Below are 25,162 nucleotides of genomic sequence, written 5' to 3'. Positions count from 1 at the left end.
AATCCGTCTGCCCTCGCAGATAGGGATCACCCACGAAGGATACTTTTTATGACAGTCGTGCTCTATGTCCTTAACCAAGTGGTTTTCTAGAGCGATTGTTCTAGGTCGTGCCACTTTTCGCACAGCTCATTCTCATTGAAGGAGAAAAAATAATGGATATGATTAAATACGGCTTCGGCGAAATCGAGGCGGCCTCAGGCGATATTCAGGCCACCTCAGCTCGCATCAATGCTTTACTCGATGCCTTGAAATCTCAGATACAGCCCATGGTTGCTAGCTGGGAAGGCGATTCGGCCGCGGCCTACCAGCACGCTCAGCTGCAATGGGACAAAGCTGCTGCCGAACTCAATACCGTGCTTGCTACCATCGCACAAACCGTACGTTCCGGTAATGATCGTATGGGTGAAGTTAATAAGCAAGCCGCAAGCTCCTGGTCCTAAAACCGCGATGTGTCAGTTACAGGGTAGAGGCCCTTAAAAAGTAATGCCAACGAAGATCTCTCCCGACAAACCCCTGATGATTGAGAGTGATCCTCTTAATAAGCGCGCGGAACCGATGACGATAGCTGTGGTAGGCCCAATCGAGGAGAATTCCGCCCAAGGGTCGAGCGTGAAGCTCTGAACCTGTTGCTGACCATCTCAATCCTGCACCAAAGCACAGGGCTCTATGGCCTTATGTATTGGTGCAGGATTTTGGCCAGGTGTGGAACGTCCGCTAGAATTGGTCCTCTGTGTGTCTTCGCGCCACTAAGACAAACGCCACGTAGCGTCAAATCTTGGAGCGGAAGAAAAAGCTTATATCACTGGGTCTCCACCGGCCGCCAGTGATGAGGGCTGAAATGAGGGTTGAAACTTCTACAGAATTAATGCGGTAGAAGGTGTCCGTTTTCCAGCTCTGGAGTTGCACATATTTTTGGCTGGCAGTTCTAGACAGACTTTAAAGGAGTCAATAAGTGTCTACTTATCACCCAAAGGGCGGTGACATAACCCGCAAGTGGTATGTTATCGACGCCACTGACGTGGTTCTGGGTCGCTTGGCTGTTACCGCAGCCGACCTACTCCGCGGCAAAGGCAAGCCTCAGTTCGCACCCAACGTTGACTGTGGTGACCATGTGATCATCATCAACGCTGACAAGGTACATATTTCTTCTAATAAGCGTGACCGCGAGTTCCGTTATCGCCACTCCGGTTACCCAGGTGGTCTGAAGACCATGACCCTGGGTCGCTCGTTGGAATTGCACCCGGAGCGCGTAGTCGAGGAATCCATTCAGGGCATGATGCCACATAACCGTCTTTCCCGCGCTTCCGTAAAGAAGCTTCACGTCTTCGCTGGCCCTGAGCACACGTACGCTGCTCAGAAGCCAGAGACCTTCGAGATTAAGCAGGTGGCACAGTGACCGATCAGAATCTAAACGACACCACAGCAGCCGACCTCGCCGCAGCTCAAGCAGCGACTGAGGAATTCACCACCACCATCGGAGAAGCCGTTGCTCCCGAAGCTGAGGCTGAAGTTGCTGCTCCCGTCTTGCACGAAGGCCCTATTCAGACCGTTGGTCGCCGTAAGCGCGCCATCGTCCGGGTTCGTATGCAAGTGGGATCCGGCCAGTTCATCTGCAACGGACGCACCCTGGAGGAGTATTTCCCCAATAAGCTGCACCAGCAGCTGATCAAGGCTCCACTGGCCTTGCTCGATCGCGATGGTCAGTTTGATATTCACGCCAACCTTGTTGGCGGTGGCCCCACCGGTCAGGCAGGCGCATTCCGCCTCGCCATCGCCCGTGCGCTCAATATCTACAACCCTGAGGATCGTGCAGCCCTGAAGAAGGCTGGCTTCCTCACCCGTGACGCTCGTGCTGTTGAGCGCAAGAAGGCTGGTCTGCACAAGGCCCGTCGTGCCCCTCAGTACTCCAAGCGTTAATATCTGCTCGATTTCAGTACAGATATACACAAGCCGCTCTTCTTTGGTCTCCAAAGAAGAGCGGCTTGTGCTCTATCGGAAACTTCGCCAACGTGGCCATATTTTTTGGGTTTAGAGACTAAAGAATCGAATCATCGCGGTTTTTAACTACGAACTTTCTATATTCACGACTATCCTGAGAGGGATTGCACAAACCTGGAAAGGGGTTATTTCACCTATGACTCGACTCTTCGGCACGGACGGTGTCCGCGGGCTCGCCAACGAATCACTGACCGCCCAGATGGCCTTGCGTTTAGGCCAAGCAGCAGCAGAAGTACTTACGTCTGAGCACCGCACCTCAAAACGTCGTCCCACCGCGGTGATCGGGCGCGACCCCCGGGTTTCGGGCGAGATGTTGGCTGCTGCTCTTGCTGCCGGCATGTCTAGCCGAGGAGTAGACGTTCTCCGGGTCGGTGTCTTACCAACACCTGCGGTGGCGTACCTCACCGGATTCTATGGAGCTGATATGGGTGTGATGATTTCGGCGTCCCATAACCCTATGCCGGATAATGGCATTAAATTCTTCTCCAAAGGAGGGCATAAACTCCCCGACGAGGTCGAAGATCTTATCGAGCGCACTATGGAGTCCCTGCCAGAATCTGGCCCGACTGGTCATGGTATTGGACGCGTGATCGAAGAAGCTGTCGATGCAAAAGAGCACTATTTAGCGCATCTAGCTGAAGCTATGCCACGGCGCCTCGATGGTCTCAAGGTGGTCGTCGACTGCGCCAATGGAGCCGCCTCAACGGTCACCCCGCACGCCTACCAGGCTGCCGGAGCCGAGGTCATCGCCATCTATGACCAGCCGAATTCCTATAATATTAACGATAATTGCGGCTCAACCCATATCGACAAAGTACAGGCTGCAGTGCTCGAACACGGTGCCGATTTAGGCCTAGCCCACGACGGCGACGCCGATCGATGCCTTGCCGTCGATGCCACGGGCGCCCTGGTGGACGGGGATAAGATCATGGCTATCCTAGCGCTGGCTATGAAAGAAGACGGCGAACTACGGAAATCTACTCTCGTAGCAACAGTCATGAGTAACCTCGGATTGAAGATAGCCATGGAGGATGCTGGTATCACCGTACGTACCACCCAAGTAGGCGATCGTTATGTTCTCGAAGATCTCAATGAGGGTAATTTTTCTCTCGGTGGCGAACAATCCGGCCATATTGTCATGCCCGATTACGGCACAACGGGGGATGGCACACTAACCGGTTTGGCTTTGATGAGCCGCATGGCGGAGCAATCGAAAAGCCTCGCTGAGCTCGCCCAAGTTATGACAACCCTGCCACAAGTCCTCATCAATGTGCCCGTGGCTAATAAGGCTGTCATCGCCGACCATCCCAAGGTCATTGCGGCTATCGCTGAAGCGGAAGCCGAGCTCGGGCGCACTGGTCGAGTTCTCCTCCGAGCCTCCGGTACGGAGGAGCTTTTCCGGGTGATGGTCGAAGCTGCCACGAAGGAAAGCGCCGGACGCATAGCCGGCCAACTTGCGACAGTGGTCGCCCAGGTCTCCTAAAACCGCTTGGATATGATAGAGCCGCATACCAAACTCGGGCTCGCGTGCACTTGGATGGACGCGTGGGGAAGCGAATAAAAAATCTCTCACACAGGGAACCGCTCGTATATGAGAACAGTCTGATCTTCCAGCCAACAAATATTTCTTTTCGGCTGGGCGCTCAGTATATTCATCAGCGTATACGCGAGCCCAGCTCCTCTAAGGAAAGCGGGATAGTGAGTATATGCCTAGGGATCTACAACTCAGCATCGAGCTCAGAGACCTCATTCACCAGCGCGCGACCTCGGCTCACTCTGCTCTTGACTTACTGCCGGAAGCCCCCGTCGACGATGTGCTTCCGCACGCCTTGGGCGAGTACTTTATCCCCGAAATAGAAAAGCTTCGATCTCACTACCAAGAAGTCTGGCGGCGTCGGATAGCGGCACGTCGCACGGTTGCCGAGCAATTAGACGCCCTTTATGATCACACTTGTACCATCGTTGATGTTGATGAGACCATAGCCCGAGAACTGCGAGCTCATGATGAGTAGCTTTTATGTGCGCTTTATGGTCTCAGTCCACCAATTGATTGCGGCAAGCGATGGCAAAATCAATATTGCTCCCGATGTGCAGTCGCGTCTAGGTCTCAGCCTCGATTCGGCGGAGAGTTGGCAACCCGCAAGCGTTGTAGCTGCGGCAATACGCATCGCCCAACCTCTCAATTCTGGGATAGACCAGATAGATCATCACCTCAACACCGAACTGTGCGCGAGTGGCTTGACTACACACGCCCATCAACTCACAGCAGCTTATCGAGGCATATCCGCAGCAGACACCGCCGCGCAGCATATCAACGAGCACTCTCTGGCGGCTTTGCGCGCAGCAGATATCATCCACCAGCATGCAATCAATGGGATCGCCAGTGTGGTGGAGGATTTTGAAACTTTCAGCAGCTCCCTAGCAGATACCCTCAGTCGAACTGATCTAGCTCGCGAAGCGATCGACTACGCAAGCCTAGTCACTCAAGGCCGCGAAGCTATTGAGGCTAGTGCGCACGCGATTATTCGCATCTGCACTCTGCATGATAAAAAAGTGGGAGAAATCCTAGGCCACCTCTTAGAGAGCGTGGATACGGCTATGCACCCCGGAGGTGATGTGCCAGGCGCCATGGAAATATCTTCTTCCCAGCCCGACCCTCCGGTGGTCACCGATTCCAGCGGGGGACTTTTACTCTCAGCAGCAAATCTGGACTCACCGGTGGTGTCCCTCATGAATACAATCGGTGCCAATCTCCACCGCTCTATGGTGGCGGCTCAAGCCTTCTGCCAAGCGAGCCACACTATTATTGAGGTATTGGCAGATATGATAGAGCACTCGCTGTCAACTACAGACCAGGTAGTAGCAGCCACTCCAGTGGCTGCTAGTCCTTTAGAAGAAACGCTGGAGCTTAGTTCGCAGCACCAGACCCCACCAATGGCTGAACCGAGTTCACCTATCGAGGCCTCACCTCGAGCTACAGTCGACCCGGAGACCCCAATTACTATTCAGCCCGGCAACGCAGAGACGGTTTTTCAACCAGACAGCGAAGTCTCGGGGCTAGGCCGTGGGCTCCATAGCTCTGGATCTTGGTAGCTCGTATGGGTTATGACCGTTTTATTGCAGAATTCCAAGAAGAGAACTCTCGAGCAATGAGCGAATTTGAAAAACGTATGGTTCAAGCTGCAGCAGAGGTCGCCCGAATTCGGGCGCAGCACCAGCAAGAATTACCAGCGCACACCGAGCATGAAACAAAAAGCGCGCCCTCCCACCAAAGGGGGAAAGCGCGCAGTATCCTCAGGCCGGTGCGATTTTAAAATGGCATCTCAAGGCCGCGAGGTTCAGTTAAATCGGCACGTTCTTTTAATTCCGCAGCATCAAAGGTTCTCATACCTGTAGCCTCGGCATCCTGCTCTGTAAAACCTGAGAGCTTACGATCCTCATTGAGGGTGGCCAACAGATAGCCCGTGATAAAACCGACGATATTCTCACGCCTCTTAGCCTCTTTCCCCAAACTAGAGAAGAGACGGAAGTGAGCATTTTCATGCAAAGTGGTGTGTGAAGCATCCTCCCACTCGCGGTAGAGACAGGAGTCCTTCCACGCTTGTGCCACAGCCGGGGCATTTCCGTAATCCAGACCCGGGTAATCGCCACTACCGATAACCAAACCAGAGGCTGGCACATGTGGCGCCGCCAATTCAGCAGCAGGGGATACTTGAGCGGGGTACGCTGCCACCACACTCTTCAAATCCTCATGACCAGTGGCTGCTAATACCGCCGCACCGGCTCCCATGCCATGACCGAAAAGACCCAAGCGCCCAGGAGCAACGGTAATATTTCCGGCCCCGAGACGAACGCCCACTAATACCTGGAGAGCGGTTTCCAAGTCGGCCGCGAAACCTTGGTGATCAGGATTGATACCTGTCTCAGTATCGGGCGCAACCACCACGATTCCCCAGCTAGCAAGGTGCCTGAGGGTAGCATGGTAGTGGCGAGAGTTTTTCAGCCAGTCATGGCCAAAAGCGATGCCAGGTAGAGCTTCACCCTCGGCTGGGCTATAGACCTTGCCAGGTAAACCTGCATAAGAGAGATCTCCCACGAGTACGTGGTTCGGGCCTCTGCGGGAGTATTTTTTAATCTTTTTAGTTAAATTTACGCTCACGAAGTCAAGGGTAGTCGAAAATGCTCGCTGTGTTGGCATAGCGTGGTGATATATGCCCTCGATCACGAATTAAGCAAGGGTAGAAGAGGGGAATCTTCTGGGTACCGAGGTGCTGCTGCCATTAATATTCTGGCGCCCTAGCCGTGGAGAAGGTGCTTGGGGGATAGGGAAAGTGGCACAATAAATCCCATGGATCTTAATTCGGTGGTTGTTGATCTAGCTGCTATCGCCCATAATACTCACACTCTCAAGGACCTCGTCGCTCCTGGGCAACTGATGTGCGTGGTCAAGGCCAATGGCTATAATCATGGCGGCATCGAAGTTGCTCGCACCATGAGCGCCAACGGTGCCGACCAATTCGGGGTAGCTACTATCCAAGAAGCCCTTGAGCTACGCAGAGCCGGCATCACCCAGCCCATTTTAAGTTGGATATGGTCCCCGGAGGGGCCTGTTGTCGAAGCCATTGAAAATGATATCGATCTTGCTGTCTTTTCCATCGAAACGGCCGAAGCGATCGCAGCCTTGGCTCGTCGCGGGGTAAGAAATACCCAGTCGACGGTGCGGGTAACCATAAAAGTTGATACCGGTATGCATCGTTCTGGCCTATCTATTGATCACATACCCGAGGTGGCGCGGCTATTACATCAAACCGAGGGTGTTGATGTCACCGGGATGATGAGTCACCTGGCTGCCGCCGACACCCCCGACGACCCTTTAAATGATGAGCAGGTCACAGCTTTTCGGAAAGCGATCGCGCTGGGGCGCTCTCATGGTCTCACCCTGGGCACCAACCACATCGCGAATTCTGCTGCTCTACTGAGCCGAAGCGATTGCCTTTTCGATATGGCCCGCCCAGGACTTGCACTCTATGGTGCCAAACCCTTTCCCATGCCGGAATGGCGGCTGTGCCCAGCTATGCGCTGGGAGGCCAAAGTATCCGTGGTTAAACCGGTGAGCCGTGGAGAGGGAGTGAGTTATTCCCATACGTGGCATGCCCCTGCCGATGGTTATATCGCAGTTATTCCCATTGGGTACGCTGATGGCTTGCCGCGCCGGCTACAAGGCAGCCTAGAGGTAGATATCAATGGCCGCCTTTACCCGAATATTGGACGCATTTGCATGGATCAGTTCATCATTGATCTTGGCGGTAATGAACACGGGGTAGCTGTAGGGGATACAGCAGTTTTGTTTGGTTCCGATACTCTCGATGTTGACCACGTGGCTGAGCAGTGGGGAACGATAAATTACGAAGTGATCTGCAGTCCAACGGGTCGAACGAGCCGCCTTTATCGGGAAGCGAGTTCCTAAGTAATAACCGGTTGAAGGTGACTATCGAAGGAGATTAAAAGAATGCTCAAGACTTTTCCCCAATCAGGGAATATCCGCCTGGAAACCGCAGCTGATACCCAGGAGTTCGCTGCGCAACTCGGTGCTGCGGCAGAGGCGGGCGACGTCATTATTCTCGACGGCCCATTGGGTGCCGGCAAGACGACGTTTACCCAAGGTCTTGCTCGTGGTATGCAGGTAAAGGGCCGTATTACGAGCCCCACCTTCGTCATCGCGAGAGAACATCGATCGCTAATTGGCGGGCCTACTTTGATCCACGTTGATGCTTACCGATTACTCGGTGAGGATCCTCATGCTGTGGATGCTCAAGGAGCCCTAGATTCCCTTGATCTAGATACTGAATTGGATCAGGCAGTGGTGGTGGCCGAATGGGGCGGCGGTCTTATTGAGCAATTGGCTGATAGCTATCTCTTTATTTCATTTGATCGCGAGACCGCCGTGGTAGAAGATCCCACCTCCCAAGCTCGCTATATACGGTGGCATATGGTTGGTTAGGTGCAGTGCTAGCCACTGCTCGCCACTGTTAGTTACCGTTAGCCACAGAGCCACAGCTAGCCGCAGAGCCAACGGTCGTTTTTAGGGGTGAGTTTCGTTCGCGCTATCACCGCGTAGGTAGAATACAATGAGCTGAGACCACTTCGGTGGGGCACTAACCGCATGTATACAGGAGATAATCGAGAACATTATGGAAATGACTGCAACTATCCGCAATATTATTGCTGTCGCTATTGCGATGATCGTCATTGGTTTTGCCGGCATTATTACAGCAAGCTATGTCAGCCATGCTGCAACGGAGCAAGTTGGCCCCTTGGAAAAAGCCGTCAAGACTGTGGATGCTGCAGGTCTTACCGTCACCGGCATTTCTCCTTATGATGTTTACGGTTCGGACTACCAAGTGGCAGCCATTGTATGCCCAGGGGAAAGCCGTTCCTCTGTTGCTGAAAAATTCAATGTAGACGAGTCCGAGCTCCAAGGTCTTCCGCGCCGCCCCATCAAGGAGGGCTACAACTATATGCTTGTGGGTTCTCAGCTGGGCGAGATTCGCACCGAGCGTCTTGACCGCGACCTTGTTGATCTTTGCCAAGTAGCGACCCAACCATTCCAGGCCCAAGCGATGATCCCATTAGTTAAGAGTCCTGCTGGCGCGTGGACTATCGCGGCGCAATAACCTCGGAGACTATATTATTTTAGTCCTGTGGCCCCAGCTCTGTTAGAGGAAGCTGGGGCTTTTGTCATGAAAAGGGCATAGGCTCGCATCCTGCGATGGGGGTGACTACCCTTAGTCTGGTGTTAGTACTAGCGATAGATACCGCGACCGAGAACCTCGTTGTGGGAGTAGTGCGCACCGATCAATCAGGTGTGCCAAAAGCTCTGATAAGCGAACGCATTGTTGATGATGCCCGCGCCCACAATGAGATGTTGGTTCCCACTACTCTCGAGGTTTTAGATGAGGCAGACTTAAGCTTTGCTGATCTCGACGTCATTGTGACAGGAACTGGGCCGGGCCCCTTCACGGGCTTGAGGGTAGGAATGGCGACCGCCCAAGCCTACGCTGATGCCTTAGGAATTCCAGCAATTGGGGTACCCAGCCATGAGGCCCTGGCTCATCGACTGTTCTCTCAATACCCCTCTGCTGCGCGTATCGTGGTGGCCACGGACGCGCGCCGTAAAGAAATTTATTGGTCATCTTTCCGCCTCCTGGAGGGGCGTATTCAGACAGTAGCGGGCCCAGAGGTATGCCGCCCCGAGCAATTAGGGCAGCCCCAGCCGGAATCTGATCTTGGTTTCACAGATATTGACCTGCTCTCAATCCCTGAGAACATTGCACCGCACTTAAACGCTGCCTATAAGGGCGTCACCCGTGTGCATCTCCATGCAGGCGCGCGTGATCTGGTGGCCCAAGCAGACCTGAGTGGATTAGAGCCATCTGGTGCTGTCAGGACAGCGCCGCTGGTCCCACTATATCTTCGGCGCCCCGACGCTAAGGAGCCTAAAAAAGTGCCGCTATCGAAAGCTCTTTCGCCACATTTTAAGCGCATATGATGGTCCATACCCAGCCAGGACACTAAGAATCGGAATAATCTGTGCAGCTTAGAGAAGTATACTCAGGTGATATTGACCGCCTCGTGGAGTTGGAAAGAGAACTGTTTCCAACAGACAGTCCGTGGACTGAAGCGGATTTTCGCGCTGAACTAGCTCAGGAGTTCACCAGCTATCTCGCCGTGGTTGATCCGCAGCGACCAGAAAAGCTTCTAGGCTACGTGGGGTTGGCCTTTCTTGGCACTCCAGGTGCCTACGAGGCTGAGATTCGCACCATCGGGGTAGATCCCCACTTTCAGCGGCGGGGCGCGGCCAGGCTTTTGATGGAGAATGTTGTCTATCTCGCCGAAACCTTAAATGCCCCCATTTTCCTCGAGGTTCGCTGTGACAATATTCCAGCCATATCGCTGTATGAAGGTTTTGGTTTTGTGAAAATTGGGGTGCGTAAAAACTACTATCAACCTTCCGGTGCGGATGCATTTACCATGGTGCGGGAGAAGAAAGAGGATGAACAATCATGATCGTTTTAGGTATTGAATCTTCCTGCGATGAAACCGGCGTGGGTATTATTGAATTGGGCGAGGATCACAGCATGACCATCTTGGCTAATGCGGTGGCGTCATCCATGCAGGAGCATGCCCGCTTCGGCGGGGTCGTGCCCGAGATTGCTTCTCGTGCGCATTTAGAAGCTATGCAACCGGTGATGCGGCAAGCTTTAGCGGAAGCTGGGATCAGCCGACCCGACGCGGTAGCCGCTACGGTGGGACCTGGACTCGCTGGCGCACTTTTGGTGGGAGCTTCTGCTGCCAAAGCCTACGCCGCTGCGTGGGGGGTGCCATTTTACGGGGTTAATCACCTAGGTGGGCACGTTGCGGTGGCCAATCTGGAAGGCGACGATTTACCGCACGCAGTAGCTCTCCTCGTGTCAGGTGGACACACCCAGCTGTTGGAAGTGGAGAAAGTGGGCAAGCCGATGCGGGAGTTGGGCAGCACTTTAGACGACGCTGCTGGAGAAGCGTATGACAAGGTCGCCCGCTTGCTCGGACTCGGCTACCCAGGAGGACCGGTCATTGACACACTAGCGCGTACCGGTAATAACACCGCTATTGCATTTCCGCGAGCTCTTAATAAGGCCTCCGATCACACCGGCCCACACCGTTTTGATTTCAGTTTTTCGGGTCTAAAAACCGCGGTGGCGCGCTATGTTGAGCAGGCCGAGCGCGAGGACCGAATGGTTAGCATTCCCGATATTTGTGCATCGTTCCAGGAAGCTGTGTGTGATGTTCTAAGCGCTAAAGCTATTCGTGCATGCAAGGAAACTGGTGCCGAGGTACTGCTTCTTGGTGGCGGGGTTGCAGCCAACTCCAGATTGCGAGAACTGACGGCGCAGCGCTGTCAAACAGCTGGAATAACTCTCCGGGTTCCGCGCTTCGAATTGTGTACCGATAATGGATTGATGATCGCGGCTCTTGCTTGCCAGTTGATTGTAGAATCTGCTTCGCCCTCAGCGTGGACTGTAGGCACTGATACCTCCCTTGAGGTGGAGATTCCACTCCTGGCGCGGTAGCAAAGGAGAGCGCAATAAGGTGAGCGTTCGCTGTCAGCGTTCACGAGTGTGAAGAGCTTGAAGGGTTAGCACTTGGGAGGGTAGAGTGCCAAGTGGCTGCTTTTTTAAAGCACCCCAAGACACAAACAATATTGATAGTTGAACGAGGGAGATTCTCATGGCAGTGAATATTAAGCCACTGGAAGACCGTATTCTGATCCAGATCAAGGAAGCTGAAACCACTACCGCTTCGGGCTTGGTCATCCCTGATTCCGCTAAGGAGAAGCCACAAGAGGGCGTCGTTATCGCCGCTGGTCCGGGCCGCCTCGATGGCGCCGACCGCGTCCCAATGGATATCAAGGAAGGCGATACTGTTGTCTTCTCCAAGTACGGCGGAACTGAGCTGAAGTACGACGGTGTGGAATACCTCCTGCTCAACTCCCGCGACGTTCTTGCCATCATCGAGAACTAAGCATCACCTTAAAAAGACGAAGGTTAGAAACTTATGGCAAAGCTCATTGCATTCGACCAAGAGGCACGCGAGGGCCTTCTCAGAGGCGTTGACGCACTAGCAAACGCAGTGAAGGTGACGCTGGGTCCCCGCGGGCGCAATGTCGTATTAGATAAAGCCTTTGGTTCGCCAACCGTCACCAACGATGGTGTCACCATCGCACGCGACATCGACATCGCAGAACCTTTTGAGAACCTAGGTGCTCAGCTCGTTAAATCGGTTGCGGTGAAAACCAATGATATCGCTGGTGACGGCACAACTACCGCCACGCTTTTAGCTCAAGCTCTCATTACGGAGGGTTTGCGTAACGTAGCGGCTGGCGCCAACCCTATCGAGTTGAATAGGGGCATCGAGCGCGGTGCGCAGCGCGTTGTGGAGCAACTTCTTGAGCGCGCTGCCGAAGTCTCAAGCTCCAGTGATATAGCTAATGTGGCAACCGTCTCCTCTCGCGATGAAGAGGTGGGCGATATGGTCGCAGCCGCTATGGAAAAAGTGGGCAAGGATGGCGTCGTCTCGGTGGAAGAATCCCAGTCAATCGAGTCCTATCTCGACGTCACTGAGGGTGTATCTTTCGAAAAGGGCTACCTATCGCCCTATTTCATCACAGATATCGATGCCCAACAGGCGATTCTGGAGGATACCTATGTCCTTCTGGTTCGTAATAAGATCTCCTCACTACCTGATTTCTTGTCCCTGTTGGAGAAGATTGCAGAGGCTTCCCGGCCGGTGCTGATTATCGCCGAAGATGTTGAAGGTGAGGCGCTGCAAGCTTTGGTTGTGAACTCTATTCGGAAGACGCTACAAGCTGTAGCTGTAAAATCGCCGTATTTCGGAGAGCGACGCAAAGCCTTCATGGACGACCTCGCCGTCGTGACAGCCGCAACGGTCATCGATCCAGAGGTGGGTGTGACCTTAAAGGATTCTGGTCTCGACGTCTTAGGCTATGCCCGTAGGATCACGGTAACCAAGGACGAAACCATCATTGTTGATGGTAAGGGAACCAGCGAAGAACTGGAGAGTCGGCGCGAGCAGATTCGCCGCGAAATCGCCCAAACCGAATCCACCTGGGACCGCGAAAAAGCCGAGGAGCGCTTGGCAAAGCTCTCCGGTGGCGTAGCCGTGGTTCGCGTGGGTGCTGCAACCGAGACCGAAGTTTCCGAGCGTAAACTGCGCGTTGAGGACGCTATTAACGCCGCCCGCGCTGCTGTTCAAGAAGGCGTTATCGCCGGTGGCGGCTCAGTACTCGTGCAGATTGCCCAAGATCTCAAGGCCTACGCCAACGACTTTGAGGGTGATGAAAAAGTAGGTGTCATGGCTTTAGCTCATGCTCTGGTCAAGCCCGCTTTTTGGATTGCCGAGAACGCTGGCCTTGACGGTGCCGTTGTAGTCTCGCGCACCGCTGAGATGGATAATGGCTACGGCTTCAACGCCGCGACCCTGGAGTACGGGGACCTTCTGGCACAGGGAATTATTGACCCTGTAAAGGTCACACATTCCGCAGTGGTAAATGCTACGTCCGTAGCACGAATGGTGCTCACTACTGAGGCATCTATAGTAGAAAAGCCTGCTGAGTCCACCCCTTCCGGAGGACATAGCCACTAGGAGAGTTAACATCGAGTGGAGCTAGTAATCACGAGGATCCCCCTTATGGTACTAGCTCCTCTTCTTTGTTCCTGTGACTGAGTAGATAGCGCATTCGTTCCTCCGCATTCATCCCTCCCCAAATCCCATAGGGCTCGGCTTGAGTTAAAGCGAAATCGCGGCAATGCGCAAGTACTGGGCAGTGGGCGCAGATGGCTTTAGCTCGCTGTTCCCGTTCTTTTTTAGCGACACCGCGCTCGTATTCGGGATTGAAAAAATACTTAGCAGTAAATTCGTGACAAGAGCCTAGATGCTGCCACTCCCATTCGTTAGCGATTGGTCGATGCTGAATCTTAGTCTTGGTTTCGGCTGTGAATGGATTCATAGGTTAAGCGTCTCCTTTCTATCTTATTGGAAAATTGGACTAACCTATGGCGCTTAAGGTTCCATCTGCCGAAGACCGTCGTGGTGGTGACAAGGCGAGAAGGTGGTTCGCACATTTTTCACAAACCCCAAGTAGCAATCTAGACTGGGTACCATAGGGAAGCAGATCGTCAACCATGTATTAGTTTTCTTCCTCTCTCCGACCCGAAGGCCACACAAACACTATGAGTGATACTGAAGCAGCTCTAGCGGAACTTGTTCCCCTAGCCGCCGCTGGCGATACTCGGGCCTTAGATCGCGTGCTCAAGATTGTCCACCCCCTCGTTCTGCGCTATACCCGTGCCCGCCTTACCGGGGGACGCCAACCTACTCCAGAGGATGTTTGCCAAGAGATCCTGCTGGCGGTAGTGAAATCAATGACCACCTACGTCGATCAGGGTCGTCCCTTTATGGCATTTGTCTATGGAATTGCTTCTCACAAGGTTGCCGATGCGCACCGCAGCTATTCCAGGGATCTGTCCAATCCCACAGAGCAGGTACCTGAAACGCACTGTGATACCCAAACTCCAGAGGAATATGCGCTGCTAGAGGTAGGTAGTAACAGAGTGCGGGCATTGCTCGATTTACTCAGTGAGAAGCCGCGTGAGATTCTGATTTTGAGAATTTTCGTTGGGCTATCAGCGGAGGAAACCGCTGGAATTATTGGCAGCACCCCAGGTGCAGTTCGTGTCGCGCAACACCGCGCGCTTGCGACTCTGCGTAAAGCCATTGAGCAGGAGACGATCTAAATGACATCCCGACGTCATCGCGGCGACCAATCGGGCGCAAGCGACGTGAATTTCACTGAGTTGCGCGCCACTGATGAATTCGTGGACGCGATTTCTTCAGGCGTTGATCCCTCTAATGGTACCGATGACTTGGCTGGCAACCTCCTCGCATTCCGTGAAGAGATCTACCGCGATATCCCACGAACTCCCAGCGTCCGCGAACTGGGCGTAATTCCCGCTCAGGATGATCCCACTAGCGTCTTCCCACCGATTTCGACTCATCTTTTTGCCCCTGAGGTGGATTCCGCTCTCGCAGAGGAAACTTCCGCGGAGGTCATTGATCTCGGTCATCGTCGCTACAAGTTTGGCCGTATCGCCTCCGGTTTGGTGGGAGCGGCAGCTGCAACTCTTATCATCGCCGGCGGTGGAATAACGATTCTCAATGCCGACGAGACTAGCCCGCTGTATGGCTTATACCAGCAGCTTTTCGGTACGACAGATCAAGCTGCAGTGGTCGAGCTAGCCTCCACCTTGGAAGAGGTTGATTCTCGCAATAATTTAGGTGACACCGAAGGTGCGCGGCAATTACTAGAGCAAGCCCGTTCCATTGTCGAGCGTCTAAATGATTCGAATCGCGCGCAGGCGCGTATCGATATCGAAAAGAGAACTGTTACGGTTACGGTCACCCCACCTCCAGTTACGGAGGTCACCACCACTACCGTAACTCTGACGCCGGAGCCTTCGGTCAAACCACATTCTCCCGCTACCACGGTGACTCCAAGTCCGCAGGGGAGCGCATCGCCTAGTGCAGATAATCCTGCCTCGTCTACGGTTCCACAACCCGATGCACCAGCGGAGCCTAGGCCGGCACAGCCTTTGCCGCCACTGGTCATACCGGAGAATGTGCGCCCGTAGAACCGTTTGAAGCCCGCGCTCTCAGCCCTTGTCTAGCCTCGTCTCGATGTGCGAAAAAATAGCAGGTGCTAGTGTCACGGTGCTAGCTGAACCGGATGTGAGAAATGACGGTTTTTAGGAATGACGGCCAGCTCGGTGCATCCCATCGAGGTAGCCAGTACAATATTCCCACGATACGTAGGCGTCTTGATCCGGATATAAGCAGGGTTCGTGCATGGGTGCCAGCTCGCCGGCCAGAGTGGATCGCATATTGCCCTCAACAATATCCCATGTGCAAAAATGCTCGTCGTCACAGTGATCGCAGAAAAATACTAAACCCTTGAGTCCGGTGGGCTCTAAAATAAGGCGAAATTTCTTTACCATATCGAGTTCGCGCTGCAACAGGATTCTCTCATCCTCACTCAGCTCAATAGCTTCGTCGTCTTCGGTTAGAAAGGATGCAGGGTCGAAGGGGTCGTCAGCGAATGGGTCGCGGGGCATATTCCAGTATTCACTCACTCTTTAAACCCTAGGGTGCTGCGCTACAAGGCACAAATCTTAATGGGGCTTCACCATTATCTCCTTCTAATTTCGCGGCAACGTTCCAGTAATCAGAAGAACTCGTGGAGGACAGAGAAGTTTATATAAGGCCAAGGGTTTCCTCCCTCTTTGTATAAAGCGCTACGCTAGTAGCAAGCTGATTAGTTGTGAGTGTGCGCGAGGATCATCTCGTGCAGCCGCTCAAGCTATATCTGTGCAGTGCGAACCTTCTCTATAATTTTCACGCATATTTCTTTTCACGTTCCTCAGGAGGACAATATCTATGACTCAGCGCGTATCAACCGGTGGCGATGATCCCAATAAGGTGGCTTTGGTGGGGCTTACCTTCGATGATGTTTTGCTCCTGCCGGATGCATCCGACGTAATTCCTTCGGAGGTATCCACCACGACGAGGTTGAGCCGCAATATTGAACTCAATATCCCTATTATTTCCGCCGCTATGGATACCGTCACTGAATCGCGGATGGCCATAGCCATGGCGCGTGAGGGCGGGCTGGGTATTTTGCACCGAAACCTCTCTATCGAGGATCAAGCCAGCCATGTGGAAATTGTCAAGCGCTCCGAATCGGGCATGATCACCGATCCTGTTACCTGCACGCCCGATATGACGATCGCCGAAGTAGATGCGATGTGCGCAAAATTTCGCATTTCAGGTCTCCCTGTAGTCGACGAACAAGGCATTTTGGTGGGCATTTGCACCAACCGCGATATCCGCTTCCAACGCGATTATTCCCGTAAGGTGGGCGACGTGATGACGCCTATGCCACTCTTTGTGGCACCCGAGGGGGTGAGCAAGGACGAGGCCTTGGATTTGCTGAGCAAGCACAAGGTGGAGAAACTTCCCATCGTTGATCCTGCTGGCAAGCTCACCGGACTGATTACGGTGAAAGATTTTGTAAAAACTGAGCAACACCCCAATGCTGCCAAAGACGGATCAGGGCGTTTGCTTGTCGGTGCTGGTATCGGTGTGGGCGAGGAATCCTTCGAACGTGCAGGAGCGCTTGTCGACGCCGGCGTCGATGTGCTTGTCGTTGATTCCGCCCATGCGCACTCCCGCGGCGTGCTGGAGATGGTGAGCCGAGTAAAGCAAACCTTCGGTGAAAACGTTGACGTTATTGGTGGCAACCTAGCCACCCGTCAGGCTGCGCAAGCGATGATCGATGCGGGCGCCGATGGCATCAAAGTAGGCATCGGCCCTGGCTCCATCTGTACAACGCGGGTGGTGGCTGGAGTGGGCGCCCCGCAGATTACCGCGATTATGGAGGCCTCAGTTCCAGCGCATAAAGCTGGAGTCCCTATTATCGCCGATGGCGGCATGCAGTTCTCCGGCGATATTGCTAAGGCTCTTGCAGCTGGCGCCAGCAGTGTGATGTTGGGATCGATGCTCGCAGGCACCTTGGAATCACCAGGCGATGTGGTGGTTGTAGGGGGCAAGCAATATAAGCGCTACCGTGGTATGGGCTCCATGGGGGCGATGCAGGGTCGTGGCCTCAGTGGCGAGAAGCGTTCCTTCTCCAAGGATCGTTATTTCCAAGCTGATGTTAAGAGTGAAGATAAATTGGTGCCCGAAGGCATCGAAGGTCAGGTTCCTTTCCGCGGGCCAATCGAATCGATTGCGCACCAATTAGTTGGCGGTTTGCGTGCCGCGATGGGCTATACCGGGTCGGCGTCGATTAGCGATCTGCACCGAGCTCGATTTGTTCAGATCACCTCAGCGGGGCTCAAGGAATCGCATCCTCACCATATTCAGCAAACCGTTGAGGCCCCCAACTATCACTAAACCCCTTTCAGCCCTAGCTTTCTAAGCCAGTGCTAAAATAGCGAGGTCTTTACTGTGATGAGCGAGAAAGAGTGAGCGCATGCGCGAATATGTGGAAATTGGAATCGGCCGGGAAGCCCGCCGCACCTACCAACTCGAAGAGATCAAGGTTGTGCCCTCAAGGCGCACCCGCTCATCTCAAGATGTGGATACCAGTTGGAATATTGATGCCTATAGCTTTGATGTGCCGATTATCAACCAGCCTACCGATGCGCTCGCGAGCCCTGAATTTGCTATTGAACTCGATCGCCTCGGCGGTATGGGAGTTATCAATGCGGAGGGAATATTAGGCCGACACGAAGACATCGACGCGGTACTAGGCGAGCTCATTGCAGCCGCTGAAGCCGAAGAAGGCTTCGGATGTGGCACCTCTGTATCGGTGTTGCAAAAGCTCCATCAGGCTCCCCTTCGCAAAGGATTATTGAGTCAGCGCATCAAGGAAATTCGCGATGCTGGTGCCACTGTGGCAGTGCGGGTTTCTCCGCAACATGCTCGGGAGTTGGCCCCCACCATTATTGAGGCTGGTGCGGATCTGCTTTTTATCCAAGGTACGATCATCTCCGCTGAACATGTGGCCCGTGGCGGGGAACCGTTAAATTTGAAGGAATTTATTTCCTCGCTCGATATTCCTGTGATCGTGGGTGGAGTATCTGAGTATTCCACTGCCTTACACCTGATGCGCACTGGGGCAGTCGGTGTGATCGTGGGTTCAGGGGTAACGACGAACTGGGAATCCTTAGGTATCCAGCCACCGATGGCCACCGCTATTGCTGATGTGGCTGCGGCCCGGCGCGACTATCTTGATGAGACTGGTGGCCGGTATGTCCATATTATTGCCGCGGGGGATATTTATTCCTCGGGTACGATGGTCACCGCGATCGCCTGTGGGGCCGATGCCGTCATGCTGGGATCGTTATTGGCCCCCGCCCAAGAGGCAGCAGGTCACGGCTTCTTCTGGCCTTCAGTGGCAGCTCATCCTCGTTTCCCGCGCGGGATTATTGAATTGCCCATGCCTTTAGAGGGCGCTGATCGGCCAAGTTTGGAGCAGATTTTGCAAGGACCCACAACGGATGTACTGGGCACGCAAAATCTTGTCGGGGGACTTAAGCGAGCTATGGCGAAATGCGGCTACGCCGATTTGAAGAGTTTCCAGAAGGTAGAACTCGCTGTCTAAGAGCAGCCCATGCGAAAAAAATATCGAAGAGATTGAAACGATCTTAGCGCCGCCCTAAAGACCTAGAGAAAAAGGGGCGGCGCTTTTTCTACGACCGTAGAGTGCCCGAGTGAGCTTTTATGCTGGTGTTTTCCTAGCATGGATAGGTTCTTCGGGTTGATCGTCGACGACGCGCGGCTTTTTGGTCGTTCGGGTCGCTCCTATGGAGGCGGTGATAACGCATGCAATGGCGATGAGGCCGAGTGCGCTAATATTCTGTTTGAGCAAGAGCCATCCCATAATTGCAGCGACAACTGGTTCTAAGGACATCAGCACCCCGAAGGTTGCTGATGGGATCGAGCGCAGTGCAATGAATTCTAAAGAATAGGGAATAAGAGAAGCCAAGAGAGCGGTGGCAATTGCATAGCCAATAAAGACTGGCTCAGATACAACCGTTGAAATATTAGCTAGGCCTTGGGGTGCGGCAGGGATCGCACCGATGATAAGAGCGACCGCAAGACCGCCAGTGCCGTTAATATGCTGACCTACTTTTGCGCTAGCCACAATATAAAGCGCCCAAAAGAATGCGGCGAGAAGGATAAAAACGAGGCCTAGGCCGTCGAGGGAGGCGGAGGAAAAGAAGGATTCCAGGCCGAAAATTCCTATACCTACAACGGCAAGACCCACCCAAAGAAAATCTTTGGCGCGCCGGGAGAGGAGAGCAGCGAGGCTGAGTGGTCCGAGAAACTCTATAGTGACGGCGGTGCCAAGGGGAATACGGGCTAGACCCGAATAGAAAAATCCGTTCATTAAACTGAGGGCGATTCCGAGGGCGATGACGTGGGTCCACTGGGTGCGATTCCACTTAAGAATTTTTGGTCGCGTTATTGCCAAAAGTAGGGTACCTGCGATGCCGAGGCGGTAAAAAGCGGTGCCCCAGGTGCCAGCAACGCTAAAGAGTTGGGTGGCTAATGCGGAACCGAGTTGCAGGGAGATAATCGCAAGGATCACAAAAGTGATCCCGATCCACGCTCCAGATAGCGAGAGCGGCCTAAGGCGCGGGCGCCGAGCGGCTGGGGCCATGATGTGGAGGCGCGGGAGAACGTTCATAGGAATATTGTTGCTGATAGCAAAAGGTTTAGTCTAGCAACGGTTTTTTGAGTAGATATGTTAGAGTTCCTTTTATATTGTCCAGGATTTGCCTGAGAATTACCCAGAAAACCCGACTGCGCGTACGAGCGAAACTATATATTCCCGCCCAGAATTATAGTTCCAATCCGCCTTATAAAACCCACAAGGAGTCCGCCCATGCGTATTCGACGCGGTATTGCATCTAATTTGTACCGATTGCGCATGCTTGTGGAATTACGCCGTCTAGGGACCATGAGCGAGGTCGCAGAGATTCTCCTGCTCACACATTCTGCGGTGTCCCAGCAGCTCAAACAGCTGGAAAAAGAAGTCGGTTATACTCTCATCGAAAAATCGGGACGGCGAGTTCGCCTAACCGATCGTGGAGAAATCCTCGCAGATTATGGTCACCGCATGCTGACCCTTGCTGATGAAGCAGCCGCGGCCCTAAAAGATCAACGCGATATCCGGGGGCATCTAAAAATAGCGAGCTTTCAATCAGCCCTGGTGGGACTGATTTCCTCCATTGTCACCGATATGGCAGTCCAACACCCTGACCTCAAACTGGAATTCCACCAATACGAAGTCGATGCCGCCATCGCGCAGCTACTGAGCGCCCACGTCGATGTCATCATCGGCGAAGAGCTTCCATTTATGCCAGCCCTAGACACGCCCGGTATGCACCGCGAAGATCTCTACCACGAAGATATGGTCCTTGCGTGCCCCACGCACGGGCCGTGGGCGAAACGATGCGCGCATGTGCGCGATTTCAAAGAATTAGCCCCGGTGCCTTTTCTGCTCAATCCTCAATCCTCGGTGGCCGGATACTGGGAGCGCAATTTCTGCCTCAACCATGGCTTTATGCCCACCGCCCTTCTAGAGTCCCCTGATCCTCTCCTGCAGCTTAACCTGGTCGCACAAGGGGTGGGGGTGGCTATTCTACCGTCACTGGTCCTGCATAATTATCCCGCAAATATCCTATTAAAGGCACTGCCTGGTCATCCGCAGCGAGTGATTTTCACAGCAGTACGCGAAGGGCGCGAAGCCTACCCTGCTATCCAAACACTGCGGGCGACTCTTGCCGGGGCGTGGTCGAATCCGCAGGAAGTAGACCACACGCTATAGCGGTTCCTCCATAGTGAGGCTATTCGTGCGCTTAAGGGATCGCCTTTTATTCTTTATCTTGAAGGGGAAACCGCTAGACTGTGAAACCGTGAGCAATCAAACCCAAGCACAGCATCATCCGGTTCTCGTGATCGATTTCGGGGCCCAATACGCGCAGCTGATCGCTCGGCGTGTGCGAGAAGCCAATATTTATTCCGAAGTTATCGCCCATACCGCCACCCTCGACGAGATTAAGGCCAAGAAACCAGCAGCTCTCGTGCTCTCTGGTGGGCCTAGTTCCGTGTACGCTGACGGGGCGCCGAAACTCGACCCCGCATTGATGGAATTAGGGATCCCGGTCTTCGGGATCTGCTACGGATTTCAAGCCATGACCCATGCCCTCGGGGGTGTGGTAGAAAATACCGGTAATCGGGAATATGGCCGTACCGATATCACCGTGGAATCTGGGGTTTTACATGCCGGACTCGATCGCATACACACGGTGTGGATGTCCCACGGCGACGCGGTCTCCCACGCTCCCGAGGGATTCGAGGTCACGGCCCATTCGGCCGGCGCTCCCGTGGCAGCGTTTGAATGTCAGGCAAAGCGCATGGCCGGGGTGCAGTATCACCCCGAGGTGATGCACTCACCCCATGGGCAAGAAGTCCTTGTGCGATTTTTGACTGAGATCGCTGGGTTGGAGCAGAACTGGACCCCAGCCAATATCGCGGAGGAGCTGATAGCGGGTGTTCGCGCTCAAATCGGCGAATATGGTCGCGCTATCTGTGGGCTTTCTGGAGGCGTTGATTCCGCGGTGGCTGCAGCCCTCGTGCAGCGCGCCATTGGCGATCGTTTGACTTGCGTATTTGTTGATCATGGTCTGTTGCGCGCAGGTGAACGCGAACAAGTAGAAACAGATTTCGTGGCAGCCACGGGCGCGACACTTGTGACCGCTGATGAGCGCGAGGCCTTCCTCCACAAGCTCAGCGGGCTCACCGATCCAGAGGCCAAACGCAAAGCCATCGGCAATGAATTTATTCGCTCATTCGAGCGCGCCGTCAGCCATGTGCTTGCTGATGCCCCGGAAGGCTCGGCAGTAGATTTCCTCGTGCAGGGCACCCTGTATCCTGACGTTGTCGAATCTGGCGGTGGTTCTGGTACTGCAAATATCAAGAGCCACCACAATGTGGGCGGGCTACCTGAAGATCTTGAATTCTCCCTCGTGGAGCCGTTGCGTCTGCTCTTTAAGGATGAAGTGCGCGCTGTGGGCCGCGAATTAGGTTTGCCTGAAGAGATCGTCAATAGGCAGCCCTTCCCAGGCCCTGGATTAGGTATCCGCATTATCGGCGAAGTCACCGAGGAACGTTTGGAGATCCTGCGCGCCGCCGATCTGATCGTGCGCACTGAGCTCAGCGCTGCCGGACTGGATGCTGATATCTGGCAGTGCCCCGTGGTGCTGCTCGCTGACGTCCGCTCTGTCGGCGTCCAAGGTGACGGTCGCACCTACGGCCACCCCATTGTGCTGCGCCCAGTATCCTCTGAGGATGCCATGACAGCAGACTGGACGCGATTGCCTTATGACGTTGTGGAGAAGATTTCCACCCGGATTACCAATGAAGTTCCGGACGTCAACCGCGTGGTGCTCGATTGTACATCCAAGCCCCCTGGAACTATTGAGTGGGAGTAAAAGTACCCACGAGCAGGTATACACCAACGCCACTGAACTTTTCGCAGTAAAGCGAAAAAGCTCAGTGGCGTTGCGTTATCGTGATGGAGATTTAAGTGCGGGTAATGGTGATTTCCCCGATATTGGTGGTGGCAGTAAGAAAAAGGGTTGGTCCTTTATCCTGTCCTTCAACCTGCGATGACCCAGGACACTGAAAGGTCCCAATATTAACCGAACAGGAAATTGAGGTATTCATACCGCGGGGGATGAGAACCTCGATTGTTCCTGTCGAGGTGCTTAAATCTAGGTTACGGTCACGGTCGAGAGGAGGAAGAGAGCGTAAATCGAGCTCGATACTGCCTACGTGAGTGGAATAACTCTCCTGTAAATCTTCATAGGTTTTTATCTCAGCGTCAATCGAGCCAATATTCATATCTGACGAGGGCGAGGCGCCGAATACCGCCACTGATTGCACAATAATGAGCCCGATAATTCCGAGGATGATTATGGGCCAAGCGCTGCGCTCGGGACGGTGGGGAGTGGTAATGAGGGGATCAGAAACCGAGTAATTAAGTGCCGAGTCGTCGAGGGGATACCACTGCGAGCCTAAAGGATCGGGGCTCCACCTACCGGTAGGGGTGGGGTCATAGGGGCGGTCTGCATAAAAATCCATAGGAGGTGGTGTGCTCACAGGCGGTAGAGGATAGGTGGAATATCGGGCAAAAGTAATAAGGAGAAAAGCAAGGGTAATAAAGATGCCCGCAACGCTGCTAAGAGCGTTAGGGGAATCAGAGATCAGTATTACCAGCCCCACCGCCACTAAAGGCCACCACCACGCGCGCGATGGACGACTAAGAGAATTCATTGAGCCTAAATCTATAGGGCCCTCGCCGTGCTCAGTGCCACCGCGGGGAAAACACAGCGCACACGCAAGGTAGATAATCAGCCCAGTGCTATGATGCCCAAGGCAGGCCGCTACAAAGGCTAAACGTACGACATTGGGATCGATGAGATAGCGTCGCCCTAGTGCTTCGCATACCCCTAAGAGAGGGCTTGAGGACGGGTGCGCAATTGTGGGGCGGGTGGCCCAATACGCGGCCCACTGCTTCTTGTCACACAGGTGGTGCAGAATATTCTCGTGAGCTTTGTCCGCGGCAGATTGAGGTGACGCGGAGAAAGAATGATGTGAAGGAGAAAATTCCATACCATCATTATTCGCTCAGGGGAGCGGGAAAGTCTATCGGGATCATCCCTGATTTTTTAAAGATCACCTCTTGCGATAACCCTGCATCTATAAAGGTTAATAAAGATAGGGGAGAACCCCGATGGCGTAGAGAGATATAGACGTGCCAGTATAAAAATATGGCTACACCACATATGTCTATCCCCACGTTCTATCGGCATCGCGATAGTGGGATGATTGGCGGAGTATGTAGCGGAATAGCCACCTACTTCGGAGTCAATGTGGCATGGGTGCGCTTAGGTTTTGCCGGAGCGTCGCTGCTGGTGAACGTCGGCACGCTTTTTTATATCTTGATGTGGATCGCTACCGAATCGCGCAGAGGTCTTCCCCCGCCACCTGATCGTTTTCGAGCTCCGGTGTCCTGGGGCTTGGTGGGGATTACAGTCCTAGGCGCGCTAGTAGATATCCACAGCGCGCGCTCTATTGGCTTTTTAGTATTTATTGCAGGCGGCGCCGTCATCACATGGTTCGCTCTGGACCGAGGTAAATCGATCATAACGCTAGTTCTCATGGTCGTCGGCACCAGCATGATCCTGGCTGGAGTGGTCATCGGGGCAGTACGCTGGCGCGTCGAACCAACTTTTCCCACCGCAATTGGCACAGTGCTCTTAACACTCGCAGGGGTGGCAGCCTTGATGGTCCCAATAGGAGTGCGAATATGGCAGCGTATGAGTGCGGAGCGGGAGGAGAAAATACTGAGTGCTGAGCGCGCCGAGATAGCGGCCAGGCTGCACGATTCGGTGCTACAAACCCTCGCATTGATCCAAAAACACGCAGAATCTCCGGCCGAGGTCATACGGTTGGCACGTGGTCAGGAACGGCAATTACGGCGCTGGTTATTCGAACCGGAAACCGATACCACTCTATTTACTGCGATTGAGCGTGCCTGCGGGGAGGTGGAAGATATCCATGCGGTACGCATCGCTCCAGTAACCGTAGGCCACGATCAGTTGCTCGAACCGCATGTGCAAGCACTGGTACTCGCCGCGCGGGAGGCGATGGTCAATGCCGCTAAATATGCTCCCGATTCTGAGATTGATGTCTACTGCGAGAATTTTGATGATATCCATATTTATATCCGCGATCGCGGCCCTGGGTTTGACCCACAGCACATTCCAGCGGATCGCCATGGGATTCGCGATTCCATCTGTGGCCGGGTTGAGCGGGCTGGTGGGAAGGTGAATATTCGCTCGCAACAGGAGGGGGATACGGGTACTGAGGTGGAGATTATCTACCCGATATAGCGACCGGGTATAAGGAC

General features: G+C 53.9%; 28 protein-coding genes. 23 read left to right on the top strand and 5 right to left on the bottom strand.

From position 1 onward, the window contains the following. Window positions 1-152 precede the first annotated feature (152 nt). The 8 genes from NXS13_RS03095 to NXS13_RS03060 all read left to right on the top strand — a co-directional run bounded on the left by NXS13_RS03095 (window position 153) and on the right by NXS13_RS03060 (window position 5,312). The gene (locus NXS13_RS03095; RefSeq protein WP_259077291.1) at window positions 153-440 is read left to right on the top strand and encodes a WXG100 family type VII secretion target; all 288 of its coding nucleotides are present in this window, start codon (window positions 153-155) and stop codon (window positions 438-440) included. Between the two features lie 43 nt (window positions 441-483). Continuing rightward, the gene (locus NXS13_RS03090; RefSeq protein WP_259077289.1) at window positions 484-621 is read left to right on the top strand and encodes a hypothetical protein; all 138 of its coding nucleotides are present in this window, start codon (window positions 484-486) and stop codon (window positions 619-621) included. Window positions 622-952: 331 nt separating this feature from the next. Then, on the top strand, window positions 953-1,396 hold the full coding sequence (gene rplM / locus NXS13_RS03085; RefSeq protein ID WP_259077288.1) for a 50S ribosomal protein L13: 444 nt from the start codon (window positions 953-955) through the stop codon (window positions 1,394-1,396). Then, the gene (gene rpsI / locus NXS13_RS03080; RefSeq protein ID WP_259077286.1) at window positions 1,393-1,917 is read left to right on the top strand and encodes a 30S ribosomal protein S9; all 525 of its coding nucleotides are present in this window, start codon (window positions 1,393-1,395) and stop codon (window positions 1,915-1,917) included. Before rplM ends, rpsI begins: the two co-directional genes overlap by 4 nt. Window positions 1,918-2,134: 217 nt before the next feature. Beyond that, complete coding sequence (gene glmM, locus NXS13_RS03075) at window positions 2,135-3,481, top strand: phosphoglucosamine mutase (protein WP_259158031.1); 1,347 nt, start codon at window positions 2,135-2,137, stop codon at window positions 3,479-3,481. Window positions 3,482-3,704: 223 nt separating this feature from the next. Further along, window positions 3,705-4,010 carry a hypothetical protein gene (locus NXS13_RS03070; RefSeq protein ID WP_259077282.1) on the top strand — a complete coding sequence of 102 codons (306 nt, stop codon included), beginning with the start codon at window positions 3,705-3,707 and terminating at the stop codon, window positions 4,008-4,010. Beyond that, a complete protein-coding gene (locus NXS13_RS03065) occupies window positions 4,000-5,091 on the top strand; it encodes a hypothetical protein (RefSeq protein WP_259289348.1) in 1,092 nt (363 codons plus the stop codon). The genes NXS13_RS03070 and NXS13_RS03065 overlap by 11 nt, the downstream gene beginning before the upstream one ends. Before the next feature lie 5 nt (window positions 5,092-5,096). Next, complete coding sequence (locus NXS13_RS03060; protein WP_259289347.1) at window positions 5,097-5,312, top strand: hypothetical protein; 216 nt, start codon at window positions 5,097-5,099, stop codon at window positions 5,310-5,312. Here the strand turns inward: NXS13_RS03060 and NXS13_RS03055 are convergent. Continuing rightward, complete coding sequence (locus NXS13_RS03055) at window positions 5,309-6,157, bottom strand: dienelactone hydrolase family protein (protein WP_259077279.1); 849 nt, start codon at window positions 6,155-6,157, stop codon at window positions 5,309-5,311. The two genes, NXS13_RS03060 and NXS13_RS03055, sit on opposite strands and share 4 nt — an antisense overlap. 189 nt (window positions 6,158-6,346) lie before the next feature. On the opposite strand from NXS13_RS03055, the gene alr reads away from it, so the two are divergent. The 8 genes from alr to groL all read left to right on the top strand — a co-directional run bounded on the left by alr (window position 6,347) and on the right by groL (window position 13,203). After that, complete coding sequence (gene alr, locus NXS13_RS03050) at window positions 6,347-7,465, top strand: alanine racemase (protein ID WP_259289346.1); 1,119 nt, start codon at window positions 6,347-6,349, stop codon at window positions 7,463-7,465. Between the two features lie 42 nt (window positions 7,466-7,507). After that, the gene (gene tsaE / locus NXS13_RS03045) at window positions 7,508-7,999 is read left to right on the top strand and encodes a tRNA (adenosine(37)-N6)-threonylcarbamoyltransferase complex ATPase subunit type 1 TsaE (RefSeq protein ID WP_259077276.1); all 492 of its coding nucleotides are present in this window, start codon (window positions 7,508-7,510) and stop codon (window positions 7,997-7,999) included. Between the two features lie 196 nt (window positions 8,000-8,195). Further along, window positions 8,196-8,672 (top strand): hypothetical protein, encoded by a 477-nt coding sequence (locus NXS13_RS03040; RefSeq protein WP_259077271.1) that lies wholly within the window; start codon window positions 8,196-8,198, stop codon window positions 8,670-8,672. A 119-nt stretch (window positions 8,673-8,791) separates the two neighbouring features. After that, window positions 8,792-9,547 carry a tRNA (adenosine(37)-N6)-threonylcarbamoyltransferase complex dimerization subunit type 1 TsaB gene (tsaB, locus tag NXS13_RS03035; protein ID WP_259077270.1) on the top strand — a complete coding sequence of 252 codons (756 nt, stop codon included), beginning with the start codon at window positions 8,792-8,794 and terminating at the stop codon, window positions 9,545-9,547. 41 nt (window positions 9,548-9,588) lie between these two features. Next, entirely contained in the window at window positions 9,589-10,065 is a 477-nt protein-coding gene (gene rimI / locus NXS13_RS03030) for a ribosomal protein S18-alanine N-acetyltransferase (RefSeq protein ID WP_259077269.1), read from the top strand. Then, window positions 10,062-11,111, top strand: a complete 1,050-nt coding sequence (gene tsaD / locus NXS13_RS03025; RefSeq protein WP_259289345.1) for a tRNA (adenosine(37)-N6)-threonylcarbamoyltransferase complex transferase subunit TsaD — start codon at window positions 10,062-10,064, stop codon at window positions 11,109-11,111. Before rimI ends, tsaD begins: the two co-directional genes overlap by 4 nt. Before the next feature lie 157 nt (window positions 11,112-11,268). Then, window positions 11,269-11,562 (top strand): co-chaperone GroES, encoded by a 294-nt coding sequence (gene groES, locus NXS13_RS03020; RefSeq protein WP_259077265.1) that lies wholly within the window; start codon window positions 11,269-11,271, stop codon window positions 11,560-11,562. A gap of 33 nt (window positions 11,563-11,595) precedes the next feature. Further along, window positions 11,596-13,203 (top strand): chaperonin GroEL, encoded by a 1,608-nt coding sequence (gene groL, locus NXS13_RS03015; protein WP_259289344.1) that lies wholly within the window; start codon window positions 11,596-11,598, stop codon window positions 13,201-13,203. Window positions 13,204-13,246: 43 nt separating this feature from the next. Here the strand turns inward: groL and NXS13_RS03010 are convergent, their stop codons facing one another. Beyond that, window positions 13,247-13,567, bottom strand: a complete 321-nt coding sequence (locus NXS13_RS03010; protein WP_259077261.1) for a WhiB family transcriptional regulator — start codon at window positions 13,565-13,567, stop codon at window positions 13,247-13,249. A 223-nt stretch (window positions 13,568-13,790) separates the two neighbouring features. Here NXS13_RS03010 and NXS13_RS03005 point away from each other — a divergent pair, with 223 nt between their 5' ends. Beyond that, entirely contained in the window at window positions 13,791-14,354 is a 564-nt protein-coding gene (locus NXS13_RS03005) for a sigma-70 family RNA polymerase sigma factor (protein ID WP_259077260.1), read from the top strand. Then, on the top strand, window positions 14,355-15,248 hold the full coding sequence (locus NXS13_RS03000; RefSeq protein WP_259077259.1) for a hypothetical protein: 894 nt from the start codon (window positions 14,355-14,357) through the stop codon (window positions 15,246-15,248). A gap of 114 nt (window positions 15,249-15,362) precedes the next feature. On the opposite strand, the gene NXS13_RS02995 is transcribed toward NXS13_RS03000, so the two are convergent. Next, the gene (locus tag NXS13_RS02995; protein WP_396124723.1) at window positions 15,363-15,728 is read right to left on the bottom strand and encodes a DUF5319 domain-containing protein; all 366 of its coding nucleotides are present in this window, start codon (window positions 15,726-15,728) and stop codon (window positions 15,363-15,365) included. 322 nt (window positions 15,729-16,050) lie between these two features. Between NXS13_RS02995 and guaB the strand changes: the two genes are divergently transcribed. Together guaB and NXS13_RS02985 are read left to right on the top strand one after the other, a co-directional pair. Beyond that, window positions 16,051-17,568, top strand: a complete 1,518-nt coding sequence (guaB, locus tag NXS13_RS02990; protein ID WP_259077257.1) for an IMP dehydrogenase — start codon at window positions 16,051-16,053, stop codon at window positions 17,566-17,568. 79 nt (window positions 17,569-17,647) lie between these two features. Then, on the top strand, window positions 17,648-18,781 hold the full coding sequence (locus NXS13_RS02985; protein ID WP_259289343.1) for a GuaB3 family IMP dehydrogenase-related protein: 1,134 nt from the start codon (window positions 17,648-17,650) through the stop codon (window positions 18,779-18,781). 117 nt (window positions 18,782-18,898) lie between these two features. Here the strand turns inward: NXS13_RS02985 and NXS13_RS02980 are convergent, their stop codons facing one another. Continuing rightward, window positions 18,899-19,870 carry a DMT family transporter gene (locus tag NXS13_RS02980; RefSeq protein ID WP_259158047.1) on the bottom strand — a complete coding sequence of 324 codons (972 nt, stop codon included), beginning with the start codon at window positions 19,868-19,870 and terminating at the stop codon, window positions 18,899-18,901. A 198-nt stretch (window positions 19,871-20,068) separates the two neighbouring features. Between NXS13_RS02980 and NXS13_RS02975 the strand changes: the two genes are divergently transcribed. Then, window positions 20,069-21,013 carry a LysR family transcriptional regulator gene (locus tag NXS13_RS02975; RefSeq protein ID WP_259077254.1) on the top strand — a complete coding sequence of 315 codons (945 nt, stop codon included), beginning with the start codon at window positions 20,069-20,071 and terminating at the stop codon, window positions 21,011-21,013. Window positions 21,014-21,101: 88 nt separating this feature from the next. Next, entirely contained in the window at window positions 21,102-22,679 is a 1,578-nt protein-coding gene (gene guaA, locus NXS13_RS02970; protein WP_259289342.1) for a glutamine-hydrolyzing GMP synthase, read from the top strand. A gap of 91 nt (window positions 22,680-22,770) precedes the next feature. Here guaA and NXS13_RS02965 read toward each other — a convergent pair whose 3' ends face one another. Beyond that, window positions 22,771-23,862 (bottom strand): PspC domain-containing protein, encoded by a 1,092-nt coding sequence (locus tag NXS13_RS02965; RefSeq protein ID WP_259289341.1) that lies wholly within the window; start codon window positions 23,860-23,862, stop codon window positions 22,771-22,773. Window positions 23,863-24,020: 158 nt separating this feature from the next. Between NXS13_RS02965 and NXS13_RS02960 the strand changes: the two genes are divergently transcribed. Beyond that, complete coding sequence (locus NXS13_RS02960; protein WP_259289340.1) at window positions 24,021-25,145, top strand: PspC domain-containing protein; 1,125 nt, start codon at window positions 24,021-24,023, stop codon at window positions 25,143-25,145. The last annotated feature ends 17 nt before the right edge of the window (window positions 25,146-25,162 follow it).

The organism is Corynebacterium sp. ES2730-CONJ (assembly GCF_024834055.1).
Classification (GTDB): Bacteria; Actinomycetota; Actinomycetes; order Mycobacteriales; family Mycobacteriaceae; genus Corynebacterium.
Note: the sequence above shows the minus strand (reverse complement) of the source record. Positions and strands in the feature narration are given on the sequence as shown.